Genomic DNA, 16,888 nt, shown 5'->3' with positions numbered 1-16,888 from the left:
TAGACCTAGCGGCGAATCTCGGCCTACTTGCGGCCGGCGGAACCGTTGTCGCGGTCACGCTTGGTGAGCGCGTCGGCGACATGGGCGCGGGTGATGCCCTTGCGGTTGCCGGTCTCGGAGGTGTCGGGGTCGGTGCCCCACACCTGGCCGGTCTTCACCCCGTGCGGCTTGAGCGCCTCGCGGAGCTGATCGGCGGTGAACCCGGCGTACACGTCGGGCCGCAGCGCGGCGAGGCGCTTGACGATGACGGTGGACCACAGCTTCGGGTCCTCATCGCCCATGACCGCGAGGACGTCCTCAAGGATCGTGTCCCGTCGTACGGCGTCGGTGGTGACGGTGTGCCCGGCGGCGTGGCCGGTGATGTTCCCGGCCCGCTCCCGCAGCACCCGCGCCCGGGTGACGACGGCCTTGGCGGTCGGGCTGTCGATCTCGAACGTGCGGGTGATGGTCGGGTCGTCGCCCTCACCGGCGAGGTAGCCGATGCCCTTGTCCCGCTTGGCGAACATGGTCGCCCGGATGCCGCTTTTGAACATCGACTGGCCGAGCACCATGTCGTTCTCGCGGTAGCCCATGACCTTGAGGCAGAACCGCAGCACCGCGTTTGCGCTGATCCCGGTGGGCAGGCTCTTGTCGTCCGGTCGCTGGGTGGCCGGGATCAGCGTGATCCCGGTCGCCGGGCCGCGCTTGATCAGGTCGGTGCAGATCTCTTCGAACTCGTCGCCGTACTTCGGGTGCTCGAACCACACCTGGCACTCGTCGATGCCGATCACGACGGGATGCAAGCCGAGGGACTTCTTGCTGGCCAGGTCGTCGGTGACCTTGTTCTCCGGGCACAGGTCCGGCGGCAGCTCGCGGATGACCTTCGTGCGGCGGCGCATCTCGGTGCGGATCTCCCGCATCGCGGCGATGCCGTACTCGATGTCTTCCTCGTCGTCACCGGCCCGGTAGCGGTGCGCGACCGGCTCCAACGGAGACAGGTCACCGGTGCCCTTGAGGTCGAACGCGAGAATCCACGCACGCGGGTCCAGGCAGGCCCCGAGCAGCGCCAGGCGCAGCGCGAACGTCTTACCCATACGCGGAATCGACCCGATGATCATTGAGGCGAACATCAGGGTGAGGGTCACGACACGGCCGCGCGGGTCGGTGCCGAACGGGAACGGCTTGAACAGGTTGACCGTGCCGGACTTGAGCAGCGGCCAGGGGTTCTGCTTGGCGCGCGACAGGTCCTTGTCAGCGACGAACAGGGTCAGCATGCCGGGGTGCACCTCGGCGTTGACCTCCGGCCACACGCACCCGAGCGGGCGGGTGAGCGCGGCGGCCAACTCTTCGCGCTTGTCAACCACCGTGGAAGCGGTCACCCCCCGCGGCAGCTCCACCTCCGCCCGCCACCCGGTGCCGTTCTCCCGGGTGATCGGGGCGGTAAACCAACGCTTGCCGTTGTCGCCCCGGCGGATCGCGTCGTTGATGCCCTTGATGTTCAACGCGGCCAGAGCATGGAACACCTCCACGCTCGTCAGCGGCGCGGCGGCGGTGCGGACCACGGCCGTGTCGAGCAGCGGCTTATCGGCCGGTGCGCCGACGAACCCGAACACCGCCACCGCCACGGTCAGGGCGGCGAGCTGCACCGCGCCCGGCGCGGCCAGCAGCACCCCGGTCAGGGTGAACAGCGCCAGCACGGCGGGGATCGCGGTCAAGCCGCGCCAGCGCACCCGCCGGTCACGCTGCCGCGACAAGCCCTGATAGGTGCGGGCCTCTTCAGGCTTGTCGATCGCGGCGCGGACCACCGACTGCCGGACCGGCTCGCCTTCCAGGTCGAACAGCCACCGCCCGTAGCCCCGCACCGTCCGGCCGACCCCGACCGGGGCACGCCAGGCCAGTTTCACGGTGTACTTCGGGGCGCGCAGCCCGTGGTAGGCCAGGGCGTGCAGGCCGAACCCACCGGCCCACGCCATGTTCCCGGCGAACTCCGACCGGGAGCGCAGCCACCCGGGCACGATCGGCACCCGCTCGGCGTCGCGGAACCCCGCGAGGGAGAACCGCGGCCGCCGCTGCGCCTCCACGCTGTCGACCAGCACCGGCCCACCCTCGGGCCGGTCGTCGTCCGGGTCGCTGTCACCGTCAGGGGCGGATGCCTGACGGCGGGACCGGGCGGCGTCCAGGTCCACCACCTCGGCATCCGGGCCGTCCGGGCCGTTGGGGTCGGACAGGTCGGCCTCGGCCGCCTGCCAGTCGAAACGCTCGTCATCGTGAGGGGTGGGGCTAGCCACGGCGGGCCTCCTTGCGGGTCGCGGGGGTACGGGAGGTCGGGCGGTGCTCGTTGTCGTTCCAGGTCCGGCCGCTGCCCTTGGCGGTGCCGGTGAAGCCGCCCCGGGACTTGCCGAAGCCCTTGAACACGTCCTCGCTCGGCGAGGACTTCGCGGCGGCGGACCGCTTCGGGGCGCTCACCGGGTCGCCTTACCAGGGCGGAAGACGACGACCGGGGCGAACAGCCGGCCGTGCGCGTCGATCTGCCACGGCGTGGTGCGGATCAGCCGACGCGCGGCCAGGGCGGCGGCCACGGCGGTGAACTCCCGCTCGTCGGGCCTGTCGTAGGGCTCCGTGCGGGGCGGCAGGTCAACCCATTCGGTGCCCTGGTTGTAGTCGATGAGCAGGGTGTAGCCGCCGCTCGCGGCGGCGGTGATCGTGGCGCGGAGCGGGGTGCCGAGCCAGTAGGGGCGGCGGTGGCGCAGGCGGGCGGCTGCTGCGCGCAGTGCCCGGCGGGGTGACAACATCAAGGTCTCTCCTGATGGTTGATGCCGGATGGGTGAGGCCGGCGGCACGGCGCAGGTTGGGAAGCCAGGGGCCGTGCCGCCGGGCGGCGCTAGTCGTGGGTGCGGACGAGGTGTGCGAGGGCGGCGCCCATGCCGAGCACCGCGACGGGGAGGCAGGCGACGGCGGTGGTGATCCACCAGGGGGCCGAGGTGACCCCGGCGGCGACGAGCAGGTGGTAGGCGACCTGGCCGAGCGCGCCCACGGCGAGGGACCCGAGGGCGGACCACTTGGCGAACCGCAGCGCGGGGGCGGGTACCCGGCCGGAGAGCCACACGTAGAGCGCGTACGCGCCGTACGTCTCGACCCCGATCGGCAGGGTGATCGCGGAGTTGATGGAGAAGCTGTCCCAGATGCCGGGTAGCGGGTGCACGATGCCGAATCCGGTGAGTCCGCCGAGGCCGACCCACCCGGACCAAATCGCGACGAACGCCGGCAGGGCGAGCAGCACCACCGGCCAGGCCACCGCCCGGCGGGCCGGGGCGGTCGGGGTTGGCGTGTCCGGGCGACCGACCGGCATGACCTCGGCCGGCAGGTCGGGCGGCGTGATCTCCGGCGCGGGCGTCGGGTCCGGCTCGACCGCCGGGATGGGCTCGGGTGCGGCCGGCGCCTCGGCCGGGTTCGTGGAGTCCGACTCGGCGGTGTCGACCGGCGGCGCAACGGGCTCGGCCTTGAGCAGGGCGAGCAGTTCACCGGCCTTGGGTGCGCCGATGCGGAACTCCCGCATGAGCCGGTTACGCGACGGGAACGCCTCCCCGTCAGGGAGGTCCAGGGCGCGGGCGGCGGGCAACAGGTCTTCGATGGGCTGCGGGTAGCGGGTGCCGTTGATCGTGGGGGCGGTCATGCTGCGTCCTCCAACGGGTAGGCGCACGCGAGGCATTCGCCCAGCGAGCGCGGGATGTAGTAGCCGAGGACCTGCCGGCATGTCGGGCAGGTGCGGCGGGCAGTCAGCGCGGCGCGGACCGCCCGGAGCTGGGCGGGGGTGGCAGTGCGCTTCGGGCGGGCCAGGTCGACCCGGTAGAGGTAGGCGGCGCGGGTGCCGCCGACGCCGCGCCACAGGATCTGAGCGGCGATCGGCTGTCCGCCGGGGCGTAGGCCGGCGGCGGTCAGTTGGCGGCGGGTGGCGTAGCCGGGCGGGGCACCTCGCCACCAGTAGGTGGGGATGCCGTACCGCGCCCCGTCCGGATCGTGAAAGGCAGCGCGGATGCGGGACATCAGGCCGCGCGGTGCGGGTTGCTGCGGGTGGTCAGGTCGGCGGCGGCGCGGGTGACTCGAGCCTCGGCCCGGCGCAGCCGCCGCCAGTCCAGCGCGGTCGGGCCGCCGTGGTCCTCGGCGTAGAGCAGGGTGATTTCGGCGTCGAGGACGTCCAGCTCGGCGGCGATCAGCGGCCATTCGGCCTCGATGGCCGCCAGGTCTTGAGCGGCCGGCTCGGCGGTGACGGGGATGAGGTGCTGTCTCACGGGAGACCTCCGGTGACTCGATGCAGAGCAATGAACGGAGAAGCGACCAATAGCGGTCGCGCACTTGGTGCGATGAGAGGCAGAAGCTGGCCGCGCGCCGAGATTCGGCCGCTCGCCCCGCTCGCCCGGGATCTACCGGGGTCGGCCACCGTGTGACTCAAGGCGGGGTTGCCGCGGACGGATCCACGCGGCGCTTCTGCTGTGAAGTTCTGAATGAACGACCACACGACCGGCCCGTGGGCGTGCAGCGGATGCGCTGCCTTCCCCGGCTTCCGCCTCGGCTTGTTGGTCCTGGCTAGCCAGGATCAACGCCATGAACGTAGGCCGGCTTGGCTAGTCAGGTCAAGGGGGCGCGGCGAACTTTTCTAACTTGGCTAGTCAGCGCTACGGTGAGCGGGTGAGCGAGAAACTTGACTTCCTCGGTCAGCTAGATCCCGACGACCCCAAGCAGGCTTCGCAGCAGATCGCCAACAAGCTGCGGGCCGCCATCCTCACGCGCCGGCTCGCCCCGGGCGACAAACTGCCCTCACAGCCTGAGCTAGCCGCCCGCTACGGCGTAGCACGGGAGACGGTCAAGCGAGCCTTGGAGCTGCTTCGGGCAGAGCGGCTGATCGTCTCCCGACAGGGCAGCGGGGCCTTCGTCCGAGCGCAGACGCAGCGGGCGGTTGAGTTGCGCCCGCACATCGAGGCCTCGTTCGACCGGCCCCACGTCACCATCGACTTTGCCGGGTTCTCGGGGGAGACGCTGCGCGACGCGCTTGCGGAGGCGCTCGACAAGGTGCGTGTCGGCCGGCTTGCACCGGAGACGATCGCGGTACGAGTTCTGATCTCTGACATGACCGCACCCATGGCATTGCCGTCGCGGGCCGAGACGCAGTCCGACGACCCAGCGGTACGCGAGCGGGCCGAGCGCATCACTCGGCGGGCGGCTGACGGCATCATCGATCAGGTCGCCGAGCTGGGTGACCTCGGCCTAGTTCGGTCGGCGACGGCTGAGGTTCGGATGCACCGGGCGTCTCCGCTGTTCAAGCTTTACATCCTGAACGGCGACGAGGTCTTCTACGGCTTCTACCCGGTCGTTGAGCGGACCGTCTCAATCAAGGGCGAGCCTATGGCGATCTATGACCTGATGGGCAAGGACGTGCCGCTGTTCCACTACGCGGTGACCGACGATGACACCTCCCACGGCACCCAGTTCGTGGAGGCGTCCCGCCAGTGGTTCGACTCGGTCTGGTCGACAATCGCCTACCGGTACGAGGCATGAGCGCCGAGCTCGGCCGGCTGCTTAACCAAGTAGACGCTGTGCTGCTCGACTTCGATGGGCCGGTATGCAGCATCTTTGCCGGCTACCCGGCGCCGCACGTTGCCGCCGAGTTGGTCGACGTGCTCCGAGGCTGCGGGGTAGACGTGCCGCCGGATCTCGCGAGCGAACCAGACCCACTTGAAGTTCTGCGCCGGATCGGGGCGGCCGGTGACCGGGGCCTGACGCGGGCAGTGGAGAAAGCTCTTTGTGCCGCTGAGCGCCTTGCCGCCGAGTCTGCCGAGCCAACGCCGTACGGTCGCGAGGTCATCGTGGCCGCTCGGCAGGCCGGGTTACCTGTAGCAGTGGTAAGCAACAATTCTGCCAGCGCCATTACGTCCTACCTGACCGCTCACCGGCTCGCCGGGTACGTGTCGCCGGTGGTCGGGCGGGCTTATGCCGAGCCAGCACGGATGAAACCCAATCCAGAACCGGTCATGAAGGCGGTCCGCGCTCTCGGAAAGGCTCCGAATCGCTGTGTTTTGGTTGGTGATTCACTTTCTGACATTGAAGGGGCGCATGCCGCCGGAGTCTTAGCTATTGGCTATGCGAATCGACCGACGAAGGCGGACGCCTTCAGGTCCGCCGGAGCTGAAGCAGTGATCGTCAGCATGAGCGAGCTCGCGAACGCCTTGCTTTAGGAGGCTTTGTGAATAGCTCTGGCCGCGCCTAGGCAGACGGTGGCCTGCGACGGGGGTCGAAAATAACAGACATCATCGTTCTCCTGTCCTCCGGGTTAAGCTCCGAACACACTGCCAGTGCCACTGCTGCCGCTTCTGCCTCCCCCCTCTCGCTGAGAAGAGAGGAATGCAGCTTTCGGCAGGTCGCTGGCCACGGGTCGGCAAGGCCACGTACGTTGGTCTCAGACCGAATTGCACTCAACGCGACACGGATGATCGCGGGCCGTGTTGCAGGAAGGCTTACCACGTATTGAAGCAGCAGTGCCGCATTGTTGCCGGCAACACTGGGCTCTAGGCGCGTACTCGTTAGCGCCCTGGCGCCACATCGTACCCAATGTTCGACGACGTCTAGTTGAGTCAGATTCTTATTGATTGCTTGACGGAGTACCTCACTCGGGACTTCGGGCTTGTTCCAGGTCTCCAGACGACTTAGCGCAAACGCGGCAGCTTTGGGAAGCCAGTTGTCATGAGCGGCGACTGTACTCAACAGATCGACTGTCAACGGCAGGTCCGCTGCGTAATCGCTCGCGAGTGAGATCAGGAGGCTTGACCATTGATCGCTTGACAGTCGCCCTCTCCGAAGTAACTCCTCAGCAAGCTCGAACGTTCCGAAGGCAGCAACGCCCTGGGACCTAGCCAATTGGCGAAGCACGGCATCGTCACACCAGAAAAGGTATCCTCCCTGTGCTGCGACGTCGATGTTGCCGAGCCATGGTTCTGATCGCTGACCATTTGACGATGTATCACTGAGCGGCGTGGTAGGCAAGCGAGAAAGAGATTCCGCTATGGCAACCATCGCCACGGCTCGTGATCGTAGCCTATTGACTTCCTCGGCGTCCGGCTCGCTGAATATCAGTTCATCACTTTCAGCATCATAGTTCAGGTAACCCGCAGCCGGCATTGCCAGTTCATGTCGCGTCCCACGTATGTCGTAAAGGGCAGCGCTAGTAATGTGTTGTGAGGGCATTGATCCGCGAAGCACCGCGGCGACGCCGTCTGTGAGGCCGGATAGAGTGTAAATGGCCGATGCGTCGACGAGTAGCCTAGATGAATCCGCCGGATCCAGTGCGCGCCCGACAGTGTCGCGCGATGCTGTACGCGCGGCTGGATCGGCCGAACGGATGAAGCGGTGTCCGGCGCCCCGCGCGATGATTGCGTAGGCGTACTGCTTGCGTGAGGTTATCGCCAGAGCCCCGACAGGCCATTGGTCTTCGGATACCAGCTTGGTGACTTCTGCGCGGGCCTCCGCGCCGCGCCTCATCATTTCCTTGATCCGCGCCAGGAACTGGTCGTCGTCTTCCCCGGAAATGGTTGTCAGGGCGGGATGCTGAGGGAAAGTGCTAGTAAACCTCTGAAAGAGCTCGTTGAGCTGAGCCTGTTCAGGCGCCTCGTCGGCGGGCTCGGCGTCGTCGGCGCTTGAAGCGGGCATGTAAGAAATCAGCAGCACATTAGCGACGAAGTCGTCGTCGTCCTGATGGGTGCGGATTAGCTCTACCGCCAAAGAAATGAGGTCGCGTCGTTCGCCGAACTGGCGCATCAAGCGCAAGAGTAGTAGCCCCTCCTGCTGAGTGGAGGGACGAGGCGAACCCGAGAAGTTCGCTCGCAAGGAAGCCCATGCTTGGTCTGCCTTATCGTCGTTCCAAAGGGACTGCGCCTGAGCCCATGCTGCCTTTTCATTGCGCGGATCAAGGGCAAGAAGTTGGCCTGAATAAGTCGCAGCCTCGCTCCAATTGCCCAGCGCTTGAGAGACATTGATTAAAGCCATGAGGGCGCGTCGTCGGCCTGGCCAGTCTCTCGGCGACTTGGCAAGCGCTTCATTGGCGGCAAGAGCAGAAGCCTCGTGGAGCCCGGCTTCGTACAGTAGCGACGTAGCCATCAGGCGGAAGAACTGGTCATTAAAGCAATCGGCTGCTTCAACGAGTTCCGCAGCCGCAGCGGCTGGTCCCTCCGTCTGCCCCACGAGCTCTGCAAGCTTGAGAGCCGCGTACGGCTCACTTCGCTTCATTAGTCGCAGTTGTCCGATTATTTGATCGCGGCTAGAGGGTCCACCGGAGAGCCCTAGTGCTTGTGCAAGCCGGAGGGTGTCCTCTAGATGTTCTCGGACCTGCGCAGGCAAGTTATCGAGCTCTACCTCGGGTACGCCGGCCAAAATCGCTCCCCGTGCCGCGCCAAGCCGTTCTTCATCCGAAGATGCGGCTGCGTAAACGGCCCTCCATGCATTCTGTATATCGGCATGGGCGCGGTCGGAGCCGTCGTCTTTCGCTTCAGCGATGAGTGCGGCGACTTCGGCGGCGGCAAAAGGCGTGTTATCAGCGACGAGTTCCAAAGCCTCCGCGTGGTAGCCCATAACTGCGGCGGCGATAGCAGCTTGCGATCTTAGTTCTGGTGATGCCGCTTCTGCGGCTGTTGCTTCGCCTATAGGCTCGGCTGTTGCCACTGACCGCATGCGACCCAAATCATGGGCCATCATTAGCGCTTTAGCTGCGAGTACCGCGGCCTCGGTGCTGTCGCCGCGCCAACGTCTGCGGCGGTCACGTGCCTCAAGCGCTAGCTCCGCGGCGCGTTGTACGTCAGCAGCAACAGCCTGAGATTCCCGTCGCTGTGCTCGGGTGAGAAGAGCGGTGGCTAGGAGCAGTCGGGGAGCTGCAACATCCTCGTACATCTCGATAAGGATCGCTAGGGTCTCCAGCTGGTTCTGGGTCTGACCAAGCAGACGTTCGCACTCTGCCTTGAGAGTCAAACGGAGATTGTCATCCCGTGGTGCATCCGGGGCCCACTGATTCAGATCCGATGCGGCGTCTGAGAACCGGTTCCCTGCTATGGCTAGCGCCGCATTAGAGAGGGGGTGCTGAGATTGACCGGCCTGCTGCCGAAGTGCGTCGGCCGCTGCTGGGGTTAACGACTCCAGGAGGGCGATGCGAGCAAGCCAATATGGCCGGTTAGGGATCCCAGCATCGATCGCATTTCCGATCGCCTGCACTGCTTCGGGCTTTAGATCGAAGGCCGCGAGCGCCTCAGCAAAGACAATCCATGCTCGTGGCGTCGATTGGTCCAACCACCGTGGAGGAGATTCCGCCCAATCGCTCAACGTGCTTCGCGGATCGATACTATCCACCAGTGCGTATGCAAGGGTCGACAGATTGGGGGTACGGTCGATGTTCTCTAGGATCTCGGTGTGTAAGAAGGGAGGAAGGGCTGCGGCTAACGTATCTAGCCGCCGATCTGCCTCAAAAGAACGGGCAATCCCGTTGATCGCGTCCATCTCAGCCACGTGTCGCTGGTGTGACCTTGAGTCAGCCACGCTAACAGCCTGCGATGGGTCCAGGCGCGCCAATAGATTGCTTTGTATCAGCACTACTAACCGCGTGGCCCGTGACTCGGCCTCCGATGGTGTCAGGTTGCGCCACTCCTTGGCGCTATCCATATGGCTGCGTAGGACTGCTACCGCGCCCGCTGCAGACTTTTCGTCGTTTGGCCCCAACACGCGCAGCATCTCAGGGGTCCGAAGTGCTTTCCGGAGGGCCCGCTTGGGGACGGGGAATGGCGACTGTTGAGCGACATCCGCGGCGACACGGCGTTGCCAGCGCGCCCACCACCATCTGCCGACCTTGAACATGGGGCCGGCCAGCTTGGCGAGAGGGCCGATTTGTTTGCCCAGCCCAACAATCGCGGCAACGCTCACCTCTATCATCCTGCGCGACTCCGGTTTTGCTAGTTGGGCCTGTATTTGCATTTGACGGTGGTATAGCGCGATCTGGTCGGTGCTTTTGGGTCGGCGCTTAGACTTTATGGCTTGTGATGTTCCCGGTGATACGACAGTTGCGCCCAGTCCACCGAGTGGCCCTGCGTCAGCCGAAGACTTCCAAGCTCGTCGCCGGTTTCCGTCTGTCTGACAACACCGTTCACGTCGATGTAGATTGCGCCGGCATCGAAAAGCAGGTGATCATTCGGGCATAGGCACAGGACGTTGCTTGCCACGTCGGGACCGTTATGTGGTTTTCCGAGCCCTCGGATGTGCGCAGCCTCTGCGTATAGGCCAGCTGGTGTCGACAGTTGGATTCCACAGATCTGGCATTTGTATCGATGGAGGCGCTTTACGCCGTTGGCGACAGCCGTACTCCTCACAAGGCGCTGGATTGTGGCTTCCGTGCGGGCGGCGGACTGGCCGGCAGTGCCAGTGTTGTTCGGGGGCGGGTCACTGCTCTCGATGGCGACCAGGCGATACCGCCAGATCTTGAAGCCATCCTTGCCGGTGTCGCGCCAGTGGTCGACTACCCGGAACAGCCCGTCGTATCGGAGACCGGCTCCAGGGGAGTGCTTTGGGTCTCCGCCGGCCCCCCTCACCACCCGAATCGGGTTGCCATCGATCTGGCTGCGTGCGAGCCCGAGGTTGCCGCGGGTCAGCTGCTGATCCGCGATCTGTCGCTTTGTGACCGGGTCATTGCCGCCCTGGCCCGTGTAGACGAGCTCCGCGCCGTAGTCCTCGTCGTCAACGTAGCCACCGGAAACCACGATGGACTCCGCGCCGTCCCTGCCTCCGCAGATTCCGGCCTGGTTCGGGCGGTGAACGGCAGACGCGGCGAGCTCATCCCGGTTTTTGAAGGCTGAGCCGGGTGGGTAGCCAGGAATCTCGCCGTAGGTTCGCTCGGAAGCCATGGCGGCACGATAGGGCAAGAGACCGACACCCGCGGGGCGGCCACTGGGGGCATCGCGTGGACGGTCTCAGTTGCGGTCTCGTTCGCCTCGGTACGCGGTTGCGCGCTGCCGTTCGTTCGATGGCGTGTGCCGAGGTCACGGTGGTGGTCGAACCGGGACGGACGCATGGTCGCAGACCTCGAAAGCGTGTGAGGGTTTACGCCCTCCGAGGGTTCAAATCCCTCCGCCACCGCTCGTGAACAGCGAGAACGCCCGGTCGATCCGTGAGGATCGACCGGGCGTTCCGCGTCGGGTCGCCGGTCAGCCCGCAGGCTGGCTCGCGTCCCGGTGGGTGAGCTGGTACGTGGCGTCGACGGCGTCCGCCTCCAGGACCACCGTGACCGGCCCGGCCGGCGGCGTGCAGGAGATCGTCCGCTCGGTCGAGTAGCCGGTCGGTCCGCAGTACCGGCGCCCGGCCGAGTCGAACACCGACAGGCGGGCGTCACCGGTGCCGCCGGTCCGCTTCCAGGTGATCGACTCGGTGGCGCCCCGCTCGTCGGCCGGGATCGAGAGGCAGACCCCGAAGCGCTCCGCGCTCGTCGTCACGGTGGCGCCCGTCGTACCCGCCGTCAGCGTCGGGCAGGCAGGCGGGCCGTCGGTGCGGGCGAACGCGAGGGAGTACGGCCCGTCCGCGTCGCCGTTGCCCGAGTTGAGTACGACGCGGAACGGGGCCTGGCCGGTCAGCTCGCAGTGGTACTGCCGCAGCGAGTACTCGTCGCACACCCATGCGCCGGTGGAGTCGACCACCCTCATCTCCGGGCGGCCGGCTCCCGTGGCGTCGCCCGGGAACAGTCCGGTGAGAACAGCGCCCGCGGGGCTGCTCAGCTCCAGGCAGTCGAACTGTGCGGGAGTGGCGAGCCGCCCTCGCACCGGCGCGTCCTGCCAGCCGTTGTCGGACACCGGCCGGCAGTCGGACGGCATCCAGGGCAGCACCGCGAGGTGGTACCGCAGGTTGTCGTCGATCACCGCGTCCGGGACGCCGCCGCTGAGCACCAGCGTGTACCGGCCGGCGGCGGGAACCTGGCACCACTCGTCCGTGCACAGCCGGTGGCCGTCACCGTCGTAGACGTTCGCGTACTGCCGGTAGTTGTCCTCGCCGACCGCCTTGACGCGGAACGTGCCCTCGGGCAGGTCCAGGACGCGGCAGCGGACGCCGGCGAGCGCGCCGGCCGGCGCGGCGTTGTAGGCGCCGGGCCTGACCGTCGGGCAGCCGGTCGGATCGTTGAGGTCGCGCACCTGCATCCGGTAGGTCAGGTCGGTGTCGTCGGGCTCCCACCGGGAGAGGTACGAGACGACCCGGAAGGTGCCGGTCGACGGCAGGACACAGCCGTCGCTCTCCGAGTAGGCGGTGCAGAGCACGGCACCCTGCGCATCGACCAGCCAGGAGAAGACGTCGTTGTACCGGTCCGGCGCCCGGTAGACCATGACCCGGTCACCGGCCTCGCCCTGGAACGGCTGGCAGTTGGTCTGCACCGGCGAGGTCTGGTGCACGGTCAGCGTGGGCTGCGTCCAGGTCGTCCCGGTGGGGGCGGCGCAGCCCGCGGTCCCGTCGAGGCGGGTCACCGCGACCCGGTAGGTGACCGGCTCCCAGTTCGAGTTCTGGGCCAGCAGCGTGTACGGGCCGGCCGCGGGTACCGCGCAGGAACGCCAGGACTCGTACTCTCCGCACACCTCCCGGCCGGCGTCGTCGAACACACGCCAGTAGAGGTGCTGATTCGCGTACTGGTCGAAGCGGACGACCAGCGGGCCCGGGGTGGCGACCCGCAGCGCCTGGCAGCTGATGCCCTCGCTCGGCGGCACACTCCCGGTGCCGACCGCCGTCCCGGGGTCACCGAACGCGGCCAGCGGCAGGGCCGGGCAGCCGACCGCCCTCGAGATCCGCGGCATCTTGAGCGTGTAGGTCGCCTTGTCGCCGTAGCTCTGGTGCAGGAAGAGCCGGTACGGCCCGGGCTCGCCGAGCGTGCACTCCGTGGTGTATCGCACCGTGCAGAGCGGCTGGAACTGCCCGTCCAGGATCGAGCCCTCGATGCTCCCGCCGCCGCCCGGATCGGCCAGGTGCAGGACCGTGCCGGTGGGCTGGGTGAACGTGATGCAGCGGGCGGCCAGGCCGGCGGGCAGCGTGCCGCTGCGACCGGCCGAGGCGAAGGAGAAGAAGCTCTCCGACAGGGTGGCGCAGGTGGAGGGCGTCCGCATCGACTCGGCGGACAGCGAGTAGGCGCCCTGGCCCGTGTCGTAGGTGAGGGAAACCGTGATCGTGTAGGTGCCCGCGGCGCCCAGCCGGCAGTCCGTCAGGTACGAGCCGGCGAAGCAGGCGCGGACGCCGTCGGGTCCGTGGACCTGGGCGCCGACGCCGTCACCGGACACCTCGCGGAGGCGGATGAAGAGGGTGTCCTGGTCGACGGTCGAGGTGACCTTCCACGTCTGCTTCGTGTCACCGGTGATCGAGGCGCAGTTCTTGACCTGGCCGAGCGGGAGCTTGCCGCCGCAGGTCGCGGCGCCGCTGGTGGCCGTCGCCGTCGTCGACGCCTTGGCCCTGCGATCCGGGGCGGGTGCGGCGGTGGTGGGCGCCGGGGTCGACGGCGCCGCGGCGGGGCGTGCGGATTCGGTCGTCGCGGCGGGTCGCGGCGACGGCTCCGCCGCCGGGGCGGCGGTTGCCGGGCCGGCCAGCAGACCTCCCGCGGTGATGCTCATGGCGGCCACTGCCGCCCACTTCGCCAGGTGTCTCCACCATGGATCGGGCACGACTGTACGCATGCGGACTCCCCCGTAGACGTCGCGCGATCTGCGCGAGCGACGAGATGATCGCATGTGGATCGATCGCCAACAATCGGCTTGCGGGTCGTGCTTGCCGCTCGATCAGCAGGGGCCGTAACCCTCGTCGAAGAGGCGGCGGGCCCAGTCCGCGTACCCGGCGATGATCTCGCGGACGGTGACGCCGTCGTGCAGGAACAGGTACGCGCGGTCGCCGTCGCGGGCGAGCAGCCCGGCGAAGCGGTGACTGCCGCGCGGCGCCGGCAGGTCGACGGCGCCGGGGTACGCGGCGCGGACCTCGCCCACCGGTGTGCCGGCGCTGACGCCCTCGGGCGTGCTCATCGGGTCGTCGAGCCAGAGTAGGACGAGCCGGTCGTCGACGAAGATCGGGCTGACCGAACCGTGCCCGACGAGCGCGGGCCCGCAGGCCGCCTCGTCGGCGCGCAGCACGCCGCGCCGGGTCAGGTCCGCCTCGGTGTCGCCGAACTCCGCGTTGCGCAGACCCTCCAGACTGACCACCTGGGCGGCGCCGACCGGACGGGCCGGCCATTGTGGATGAACGCCGCTGCCGGCTGCGGACGCGGCAGCAAGTAGTGCGGCAATAAAGCCGAATTGTCGTAGTTTCATGCAATCCCCCAGTCACCAACGGGACCAGGGCGATGAGGTTGCTGTTGTTGGTCGGATTGGCGCAGTTCCCACTCGTCGGCCAGCTCGTCCCAGTAGTCGGCGGACAGTCCGCGCCGGCCGTGCGTCAGCCAGCCGTCCGTGTCGCGCTCCAGGTGCAGGCCCAGCTCGGCGAACGGGTCGATCCACGCGCCCGGCTCCGCGCCCAGCCGGGCCAGCGCGGTGTTGATCGGCCACTCGGTCCGCGGCCGGTCCAGCGCGGCGTCGTAACGCGGCCCCCAGCTCACCTCGCCGCCGAGCCAGACGACCGCCGACTGGTGGCCGAGCCCGCCCGCGAACTCCGCCTCCAGGTACGCCACCGGGCCGCTTCTCGACCAGCGGGCCAGCACGTCCGCCAGCGGCGGCGAGAGCACCAGCCGGAACGGACGCTCGGCGCGCGGCTCGTCGGTGGCGTAATCCGGCAGGCCGCCGGTCAGCTCCTGCACCAGCTGCGGGGTGACCGGCAGTAGCGCGAAGTCCTGGCGGAGCGCGGCGAGCACCGCGTGGTCCAGGTCGGCGGTCTGCTCGCGAAGCAGCTCGACGTCGGCGACCACGGCGCTGAGCTGGTAACTCATCCGGTCCTCTCGGCGTCCACAGGCTGTGGATGGAACATGTGTACGACGGTCTCAGATGGTTCCGTTGGTCAGGTACCTCGGGCGTCCGTCGCTCAGCGCGGCCACCGCGTGACGCAGCCGATGCCAAACGTACGGGCGAAGCAGCGCCTGCGCATCATCGAGCGCAACGAATCGTGCGTCGGCCAGTTCGCCGTCAGCCGGTTTCAACAGCTCGGCGGGAGGCAGTGCGCCGCCGTCGAAGATGAACATCAAGCTGTCGTCCCAAGGGCCGTGCGGTGCCACCCAGTCCACGACCAGCAACGGCCCGACGCGCAGTTCGAGACCCAACTCCTCGCGTACCTCCCGCTCGGCGGCCAGGTGCGGCGGCTCGTTCGCCTCCGCCATGCCGCCCGGCAGGTCCCAGTCCGGCTTGTAGCGCGGATCTACCAACAGGATGTCGCCGTCACCGTTGCGCAGCAGTACGTCGGCCCCCACCCGCTTCCGGGGCTGCCGCGCGTTGCCCTCGGCGAGGTGGATCTGCCAGGCTGCCGGATCTCGCTCGTACAGGGGACGCTCGTCGGCCATACCGACGATTGTCAGCCGTCCTCACTTCGTCGGCAGCGGCAGCGCCACCCATCTCCGCTCCCGGATGGCGTCGCGAAGCCGGTCCAGAAGCTGTGGCACGTCCGGGCACCGGACGGCATGCGACCGCAGGAGCAGTGCGAGATGTCTGAGCTGGTCGAGGACGACAGCCGATCCCAGACCGTGGGTGAGTTCGACGGTCTGGTGCGTCAGGTCGCACGCCTCCTCGATCCGGGCCTGCCCGACGAGCGCGGTGGCCAGGAGCATCCGCGCGAGCGCCTGACTCCGCACCCGGCCGCCCGGCCGCTCGGTGACGTTGCCGTTGAGGATGCGAAGAGCGGCCGTGACGTCACCGAGGCGAAGCAGGCAGCGCGCCGACTCGATATCGAACGAGGTGCGGTCGAATGGACTCAGCCATTCGGTGGGTGCAGGTGCCGCCTCCGCGAAGGCGGACTCAGCCCGCTGAAGGGAAGCGTGGCAGTCGGCGGTGAGACCCGCCGCGGCGAGGCCGCGTGCCTGCAAGACGAGAAGACGGGCGCGTATCAGAGCGCCGGCCTCCTCTTGAGCGACGGCCCCGAGCCCGTCGCTGGCATGTGAGATCGCGGCCTCCGCGTTTCCACCGTGGCAGGCGAGGTGGCTCAGGCTTCCGTGCACCTGCGCCACCAGCAGCGCATCTCTGCTGTCGACGGCGAGCGCCAAGGCATCAAGGAAGTGCCGTCTACTCGTCGTGCTGTCCCCGGAATCGTGTGCCATCCATCCGGCCATCTCGTGCAGGACGGTGGTCGCCATGAGCACTTGCGGGGGCATGGCAGGAGGACGACCTGTCGGCCTGGAGAAGGTGACGAGGTGTGCCAGCACGGCGCTGTAGAGGTTCTTGCCGCCGACTTGACGATCTGCGGACCGGAGTGCGCGGATCAGGTGAGGACCTACCTCCACCGCATCGGCCGGCACCGGGGTGTCACCTGGTGCGGGCGGCAGTCGGAACCACAAGGTGTGCGCGGGTATCCGCAGCACGCGGGCCCAATGCGCCAGTCGGTCGAGGTGCACCACCGCTGGTCCGTTCTCGATGCGGCTCAGTTGCGCCTGCGTAATCCCGAACCAGCCGGCGACAGTGGTTTGGGGCAGCGGCTGTCGCCCGTGATAGGGATGGTGACGGTAGGCACGGACAACGCGACCGAGGTGTCGATCCGCAAGCGCATGGCGAAGCGGTTCATGGGACCAGAAGCTGGGTGGAACGTCGGGAGCAGCGACGATGCGGTCCCGCTCCGCTCGTTGACAGGGAGCGCACCGTCCCGAGCCGTTGTCGGCAGCCAGGTTGGCGCCGCAACGCGCACACCTGTCTGGCCTCGATGCCGCGATCACTCACTTATTCAACCTGCTCAGTGACTGTCGGTT

15 protein-coding genes and 1 tRNA gene are annotated in these 16,888 nt (G+C 67.7%); 3 read left to right on the top strand and 13 right to left on the bottom strand.

Annotated features, from left to right (window positions below):
• Positions 1-23: 23 nt before the first annotated feature.
• From GA0070562_RS23310 to GA0070562_RS23285, 6 genes are all read right to left on the bottom strand, one after another.
• A complete protein-coding gene (locus GA0070562_RS23310) occupies positions 24-2,267 on the bottom strand; it encodes a cell division protein FtsK (RefSeq protein ID WP_091425944.1) in 2,244 nt (747 codons plus the stop codon).
• Positions 2,260-2,445: a hypothetical protein gene (locus GA0070562_RS23305; RefSeq protein WP_091425941.1), complete on the bottom strand. Its 186-nt coding sequence runs from the start codon at positions 2,443-2,445 to the stop codon at positions 2,260-2,262. Before GA0070562_RS23305 ends, GA0070562_RS23310 begins: the two co-directional genes overlap by 8 nt.
• A complete protein-coding gene (locus tag GA0070562_RS23300; RefSeq protein ID WP_091425937.1) occupies positions 2,442-2,771 on the bottom strand; it encodes a hypothetical protein in 330 nt (109 codons plus the stop codon). Before GA0070562_RS23300 ends, GA0070562_RS23305 begins: the two co-directional genes overlap by 4 nt.
• 89 nt (positions 2,772-2,860) lie before the next feature.
• On the bottom strand, positions 2,861-3,652 hold the full coding sequence (locus GA0070562_RS23295; RefSeq protein ID WP_091425935.1) for an ABC transporter permease: 792 nt from the start codon (positions 3,650-3,652) through the stop codon (positions 2,861-2,863).
• A complete protein-coding gene (locus tag GA0070562_RS23290; protein ID WP_091425933.1) occupies positions 3,649-4,023 on the bottom strand; it encodes an RRQRL motif-containing zinc-binding protein in 375 nt (124 codons plus the stop codon). The genes GA0070562_RS23295 and GA0070562_RS23290 overlap by 4 nt, the downstream gene beginning before the upstream one ends.
• Complete coding sequence (locus GA0070562_RS23285) at positions 4,023-4,268, bottom strand: DUF6284 family protein (protein ID WP_091425931.1); 246 nt, start codon at positions 4,266-4,268, stop codon at positions 4,023-4,025. Before GA0070562_RS23285 ends, GA0070562_RS23290 begins: the two co-directional genes overlap by 1 nt.
• Before the next feature lie 397 nt (positions 4,269-4,665).
• Here GA0070562_RS23285 and GA0070562_RS23280 point away from each other — a divergent pair, with 397 nt between their 5' ends.
• A complete protein-coding gene (locus GA0070562_RS23280) occupies positions 4,666-5,532 on the top strand; it encodes a GntR family transcriptional regulator (protein WP_091425929.1) in 867 nt (288 codons plus the stop codon).
• Positions 5,529-6,209 carry an HAD family hydrolase gene (locus tag GA0070562_RS23275; RefSeq protein ID WP_091425927.1) on the top strand — a complete coding sequence of 227 codons (681 nt, stop codon included), beginning with the start codon at positions 5,529-5,531 and terminating at the stop codon, positions 6,207-6,209. Before GA0070562_RS23280 ends, GA0070562_RS23275 begins: the two co-directional genes overlap by 4 nt.
• 28 nt (positions 6,210-6,237) lie before the next feature.
• Here GA0070562_RS23275 and GA0070562_RS30080 read toward each other — a convergent pair whose 3' ends face one another.
• Positions 6,238-9,510, bottom strand: coding sequence for a PIN domain-containing protein (locus GA0070562_RS30080; RefSeq protein WP_338060920.1), 3,273 nt, complete (start codon positions 9,508-9,510; stop codon positions 6,238-6,240).
• 524 nt (positions 9,511-10,034) lie between these two features.
• On the bottom strand, positions 10,035-10,904 hold the full coding sequence (locus GA0070562_RS23270) for a YDG/SRA domain-containing protein (protein ID WP_091425926.1): 870 nt from the start codon (positions 10,902-10,904) through the stop codon (positions 10,035-10,037).
• A 139-nt stretch (positions 10,905-11,043) separates the two neighbouring features.
• Between GA0070562_RS23270 and GA0070562_RS30370 the strand changes: the two genes are divergently transcribed.
• Positions 11,044-11,136, top strand: a tRNA-OTHER gene (locus tag GA0070562_RS30370).
• A gap of 68 nt (positions 11,137-11,204) precedes the next feature.
• Here GA0070562_RS30370 and GA0070562_RS23265 read toward each other — a convergent pair.
• The 5 genes from GA0070562_RS23265 to GA0070562_RS23245 all read right to left on the bottom strand — a co-directional run bounded on the left by GA0070562_RS23265 (position 11,205) and on the right by GA0070562_RS23245 (position 16,543).
• On the bottom strand, positions 11,205-13,697 hold the full coding sequence (locus GA0070562_RS23265; protein WP_139135496.1) for a hypothetical protein: 2,493 nt from the start codon (positions 13,695-13,697) through the stop codon (positions 11,205-11,207).
• A 102-nt stretch (positions 13,698-13,799) separates the two neighbouring features.
• On the bottom strand, positions 13,800-14,321 hold the full coding sequence (locus GA0070562_RS23260) for a hypothetical protein (protein ID WP_091425920.1): 522 nt from the start codon (positions 14,319-14,321) through the stop codon (positions 13,800-13,802).
• Positions 14,318-14,932, bottom strand: a complete 615-nt coding sequence (locus GA0070562_RS23255; RefSeq protein WP_091425918.1) for a hypothetical protein — start codon at positions 14,930-14,932, stop codon at positions 14,318-14,320. The genes GA0070562_RS23260 and GA0070562_RS23255 overlap by 4 nt, the downstream gene beginning before the upstream one ends.
• A gap of 51 nt (positions 14,933-14,983) precedes the next feature.
• Entirely contained in the window at positions 14,984-15,496 is a 513-nt protein-coding gene (locus GA0070562_RS23250) for an NUDIX domain-containing protein (protein WP_091425915.1), read from the bottom strand.
• A gap of 21 nt (positions 15,497-15,517) precedes the next feature.
• A complete protein-coding gene (locus GA0070562_RS23245) occupies positions 15,518-16,543 on the bottom strand; it encodes an NsdA family TPR-like regulatory protein (RefSeq protein ID WP_244254203.1) in 1,026 nt (341 codons plus the stop codon).
• Positions 16,544-16,888 lie beyond the last annotated feature (345 nt).

The organism is Micromonospora tulbaghiae (assembly GCF_900091605.1).
In the GTDB taxonomy this organism is placed as follows: Bacteria; Actinomycetota; Actinomycetes; order Mycobacteriales; family Micromonosporaceae; genus Micromonospora; species Micromonospora tulbaghiae.
This window is presented reverse-complemented; position numbering and strand designations above follow the sequence as displayed.

Excerpts from the sequence above, each read along its gene's own strand:
- GA0070562_RS23275 (WP_091425927.1), top strand. The coding sequence starts at position 5,529 with ATGAGCGCCGAGCTCGGCCGGCTGCTTAACCAAGTAGACGCTGTGCTG.
- GA0070562_RS23260 (WP_091425920.1), bottom strand. The coding sequence starts at position 14,321 with ATGAAACTACGACAATTCGGCTTTATTGCCGCACTACTTGCTGCCGCG.
- GA0070562_RS23290 (WP_091425933.1), bottom strand. The coding sequence starts at position 4,023 with ATGTCCCGCATCCGCGCTGCCTTTCACGATCCGGACGGGGCGCGGTAC.
- GA0070562_RS23265 (WP_139135496.1), bottom strand. The coding sequence starts at position 13,697 with ATGCGTACAGTCGTGCCCGATCCATGGTGGAGACACCTGGCGAAGTGG.
- GA0070562_RS23250 (WP_091425915.1), bottom strand. The coding sequence starts at position 15,496 with ATGGCCGACGAGCGTCCCCTGTACGAGCGAGATCCGGCAGCCTGGCAG.
- GA0070562_RS23295 (WP_091425935.1), bottom strand. The coding sequence starts at position 3,652 with ATGACCGCCCCCACGATCAACGGCACCCGCTACCCGCAGCCCATCGAA.
- GA0070562_RS23300 (WP_091425937.1), bottom strand. The coding sequence starts at position 2,771 with ATGTTGTCACCCCGCCGGGCACTGCGCGCAGCAGCCGCCCGCCTGCGC.
- GA0070562_RS23270 (WP_091425926.1), bottom strand. The coding sequence starts at position 10,904 with ATGGCTTCCGAGCGAACCTACGGCGAGATTCCTGGCTACCCACCCGGC.
- GA0070562_RS23255 (WP_091425918.1), bottom strand. The coding sequence starts at position 14,932 with ATGAGTTACCAGCTCAGCGCCGTGGTCGCCGACGTCGAGCTGCTTCGC.
- GA0070562_RS30080 (WP_338060920.1), bottom strand. The coding sequence starts at position 9,510 with ATGGACGCGATCAACGGGATTGCCCGTTCTTTTGAGGCAGATCGGCGG.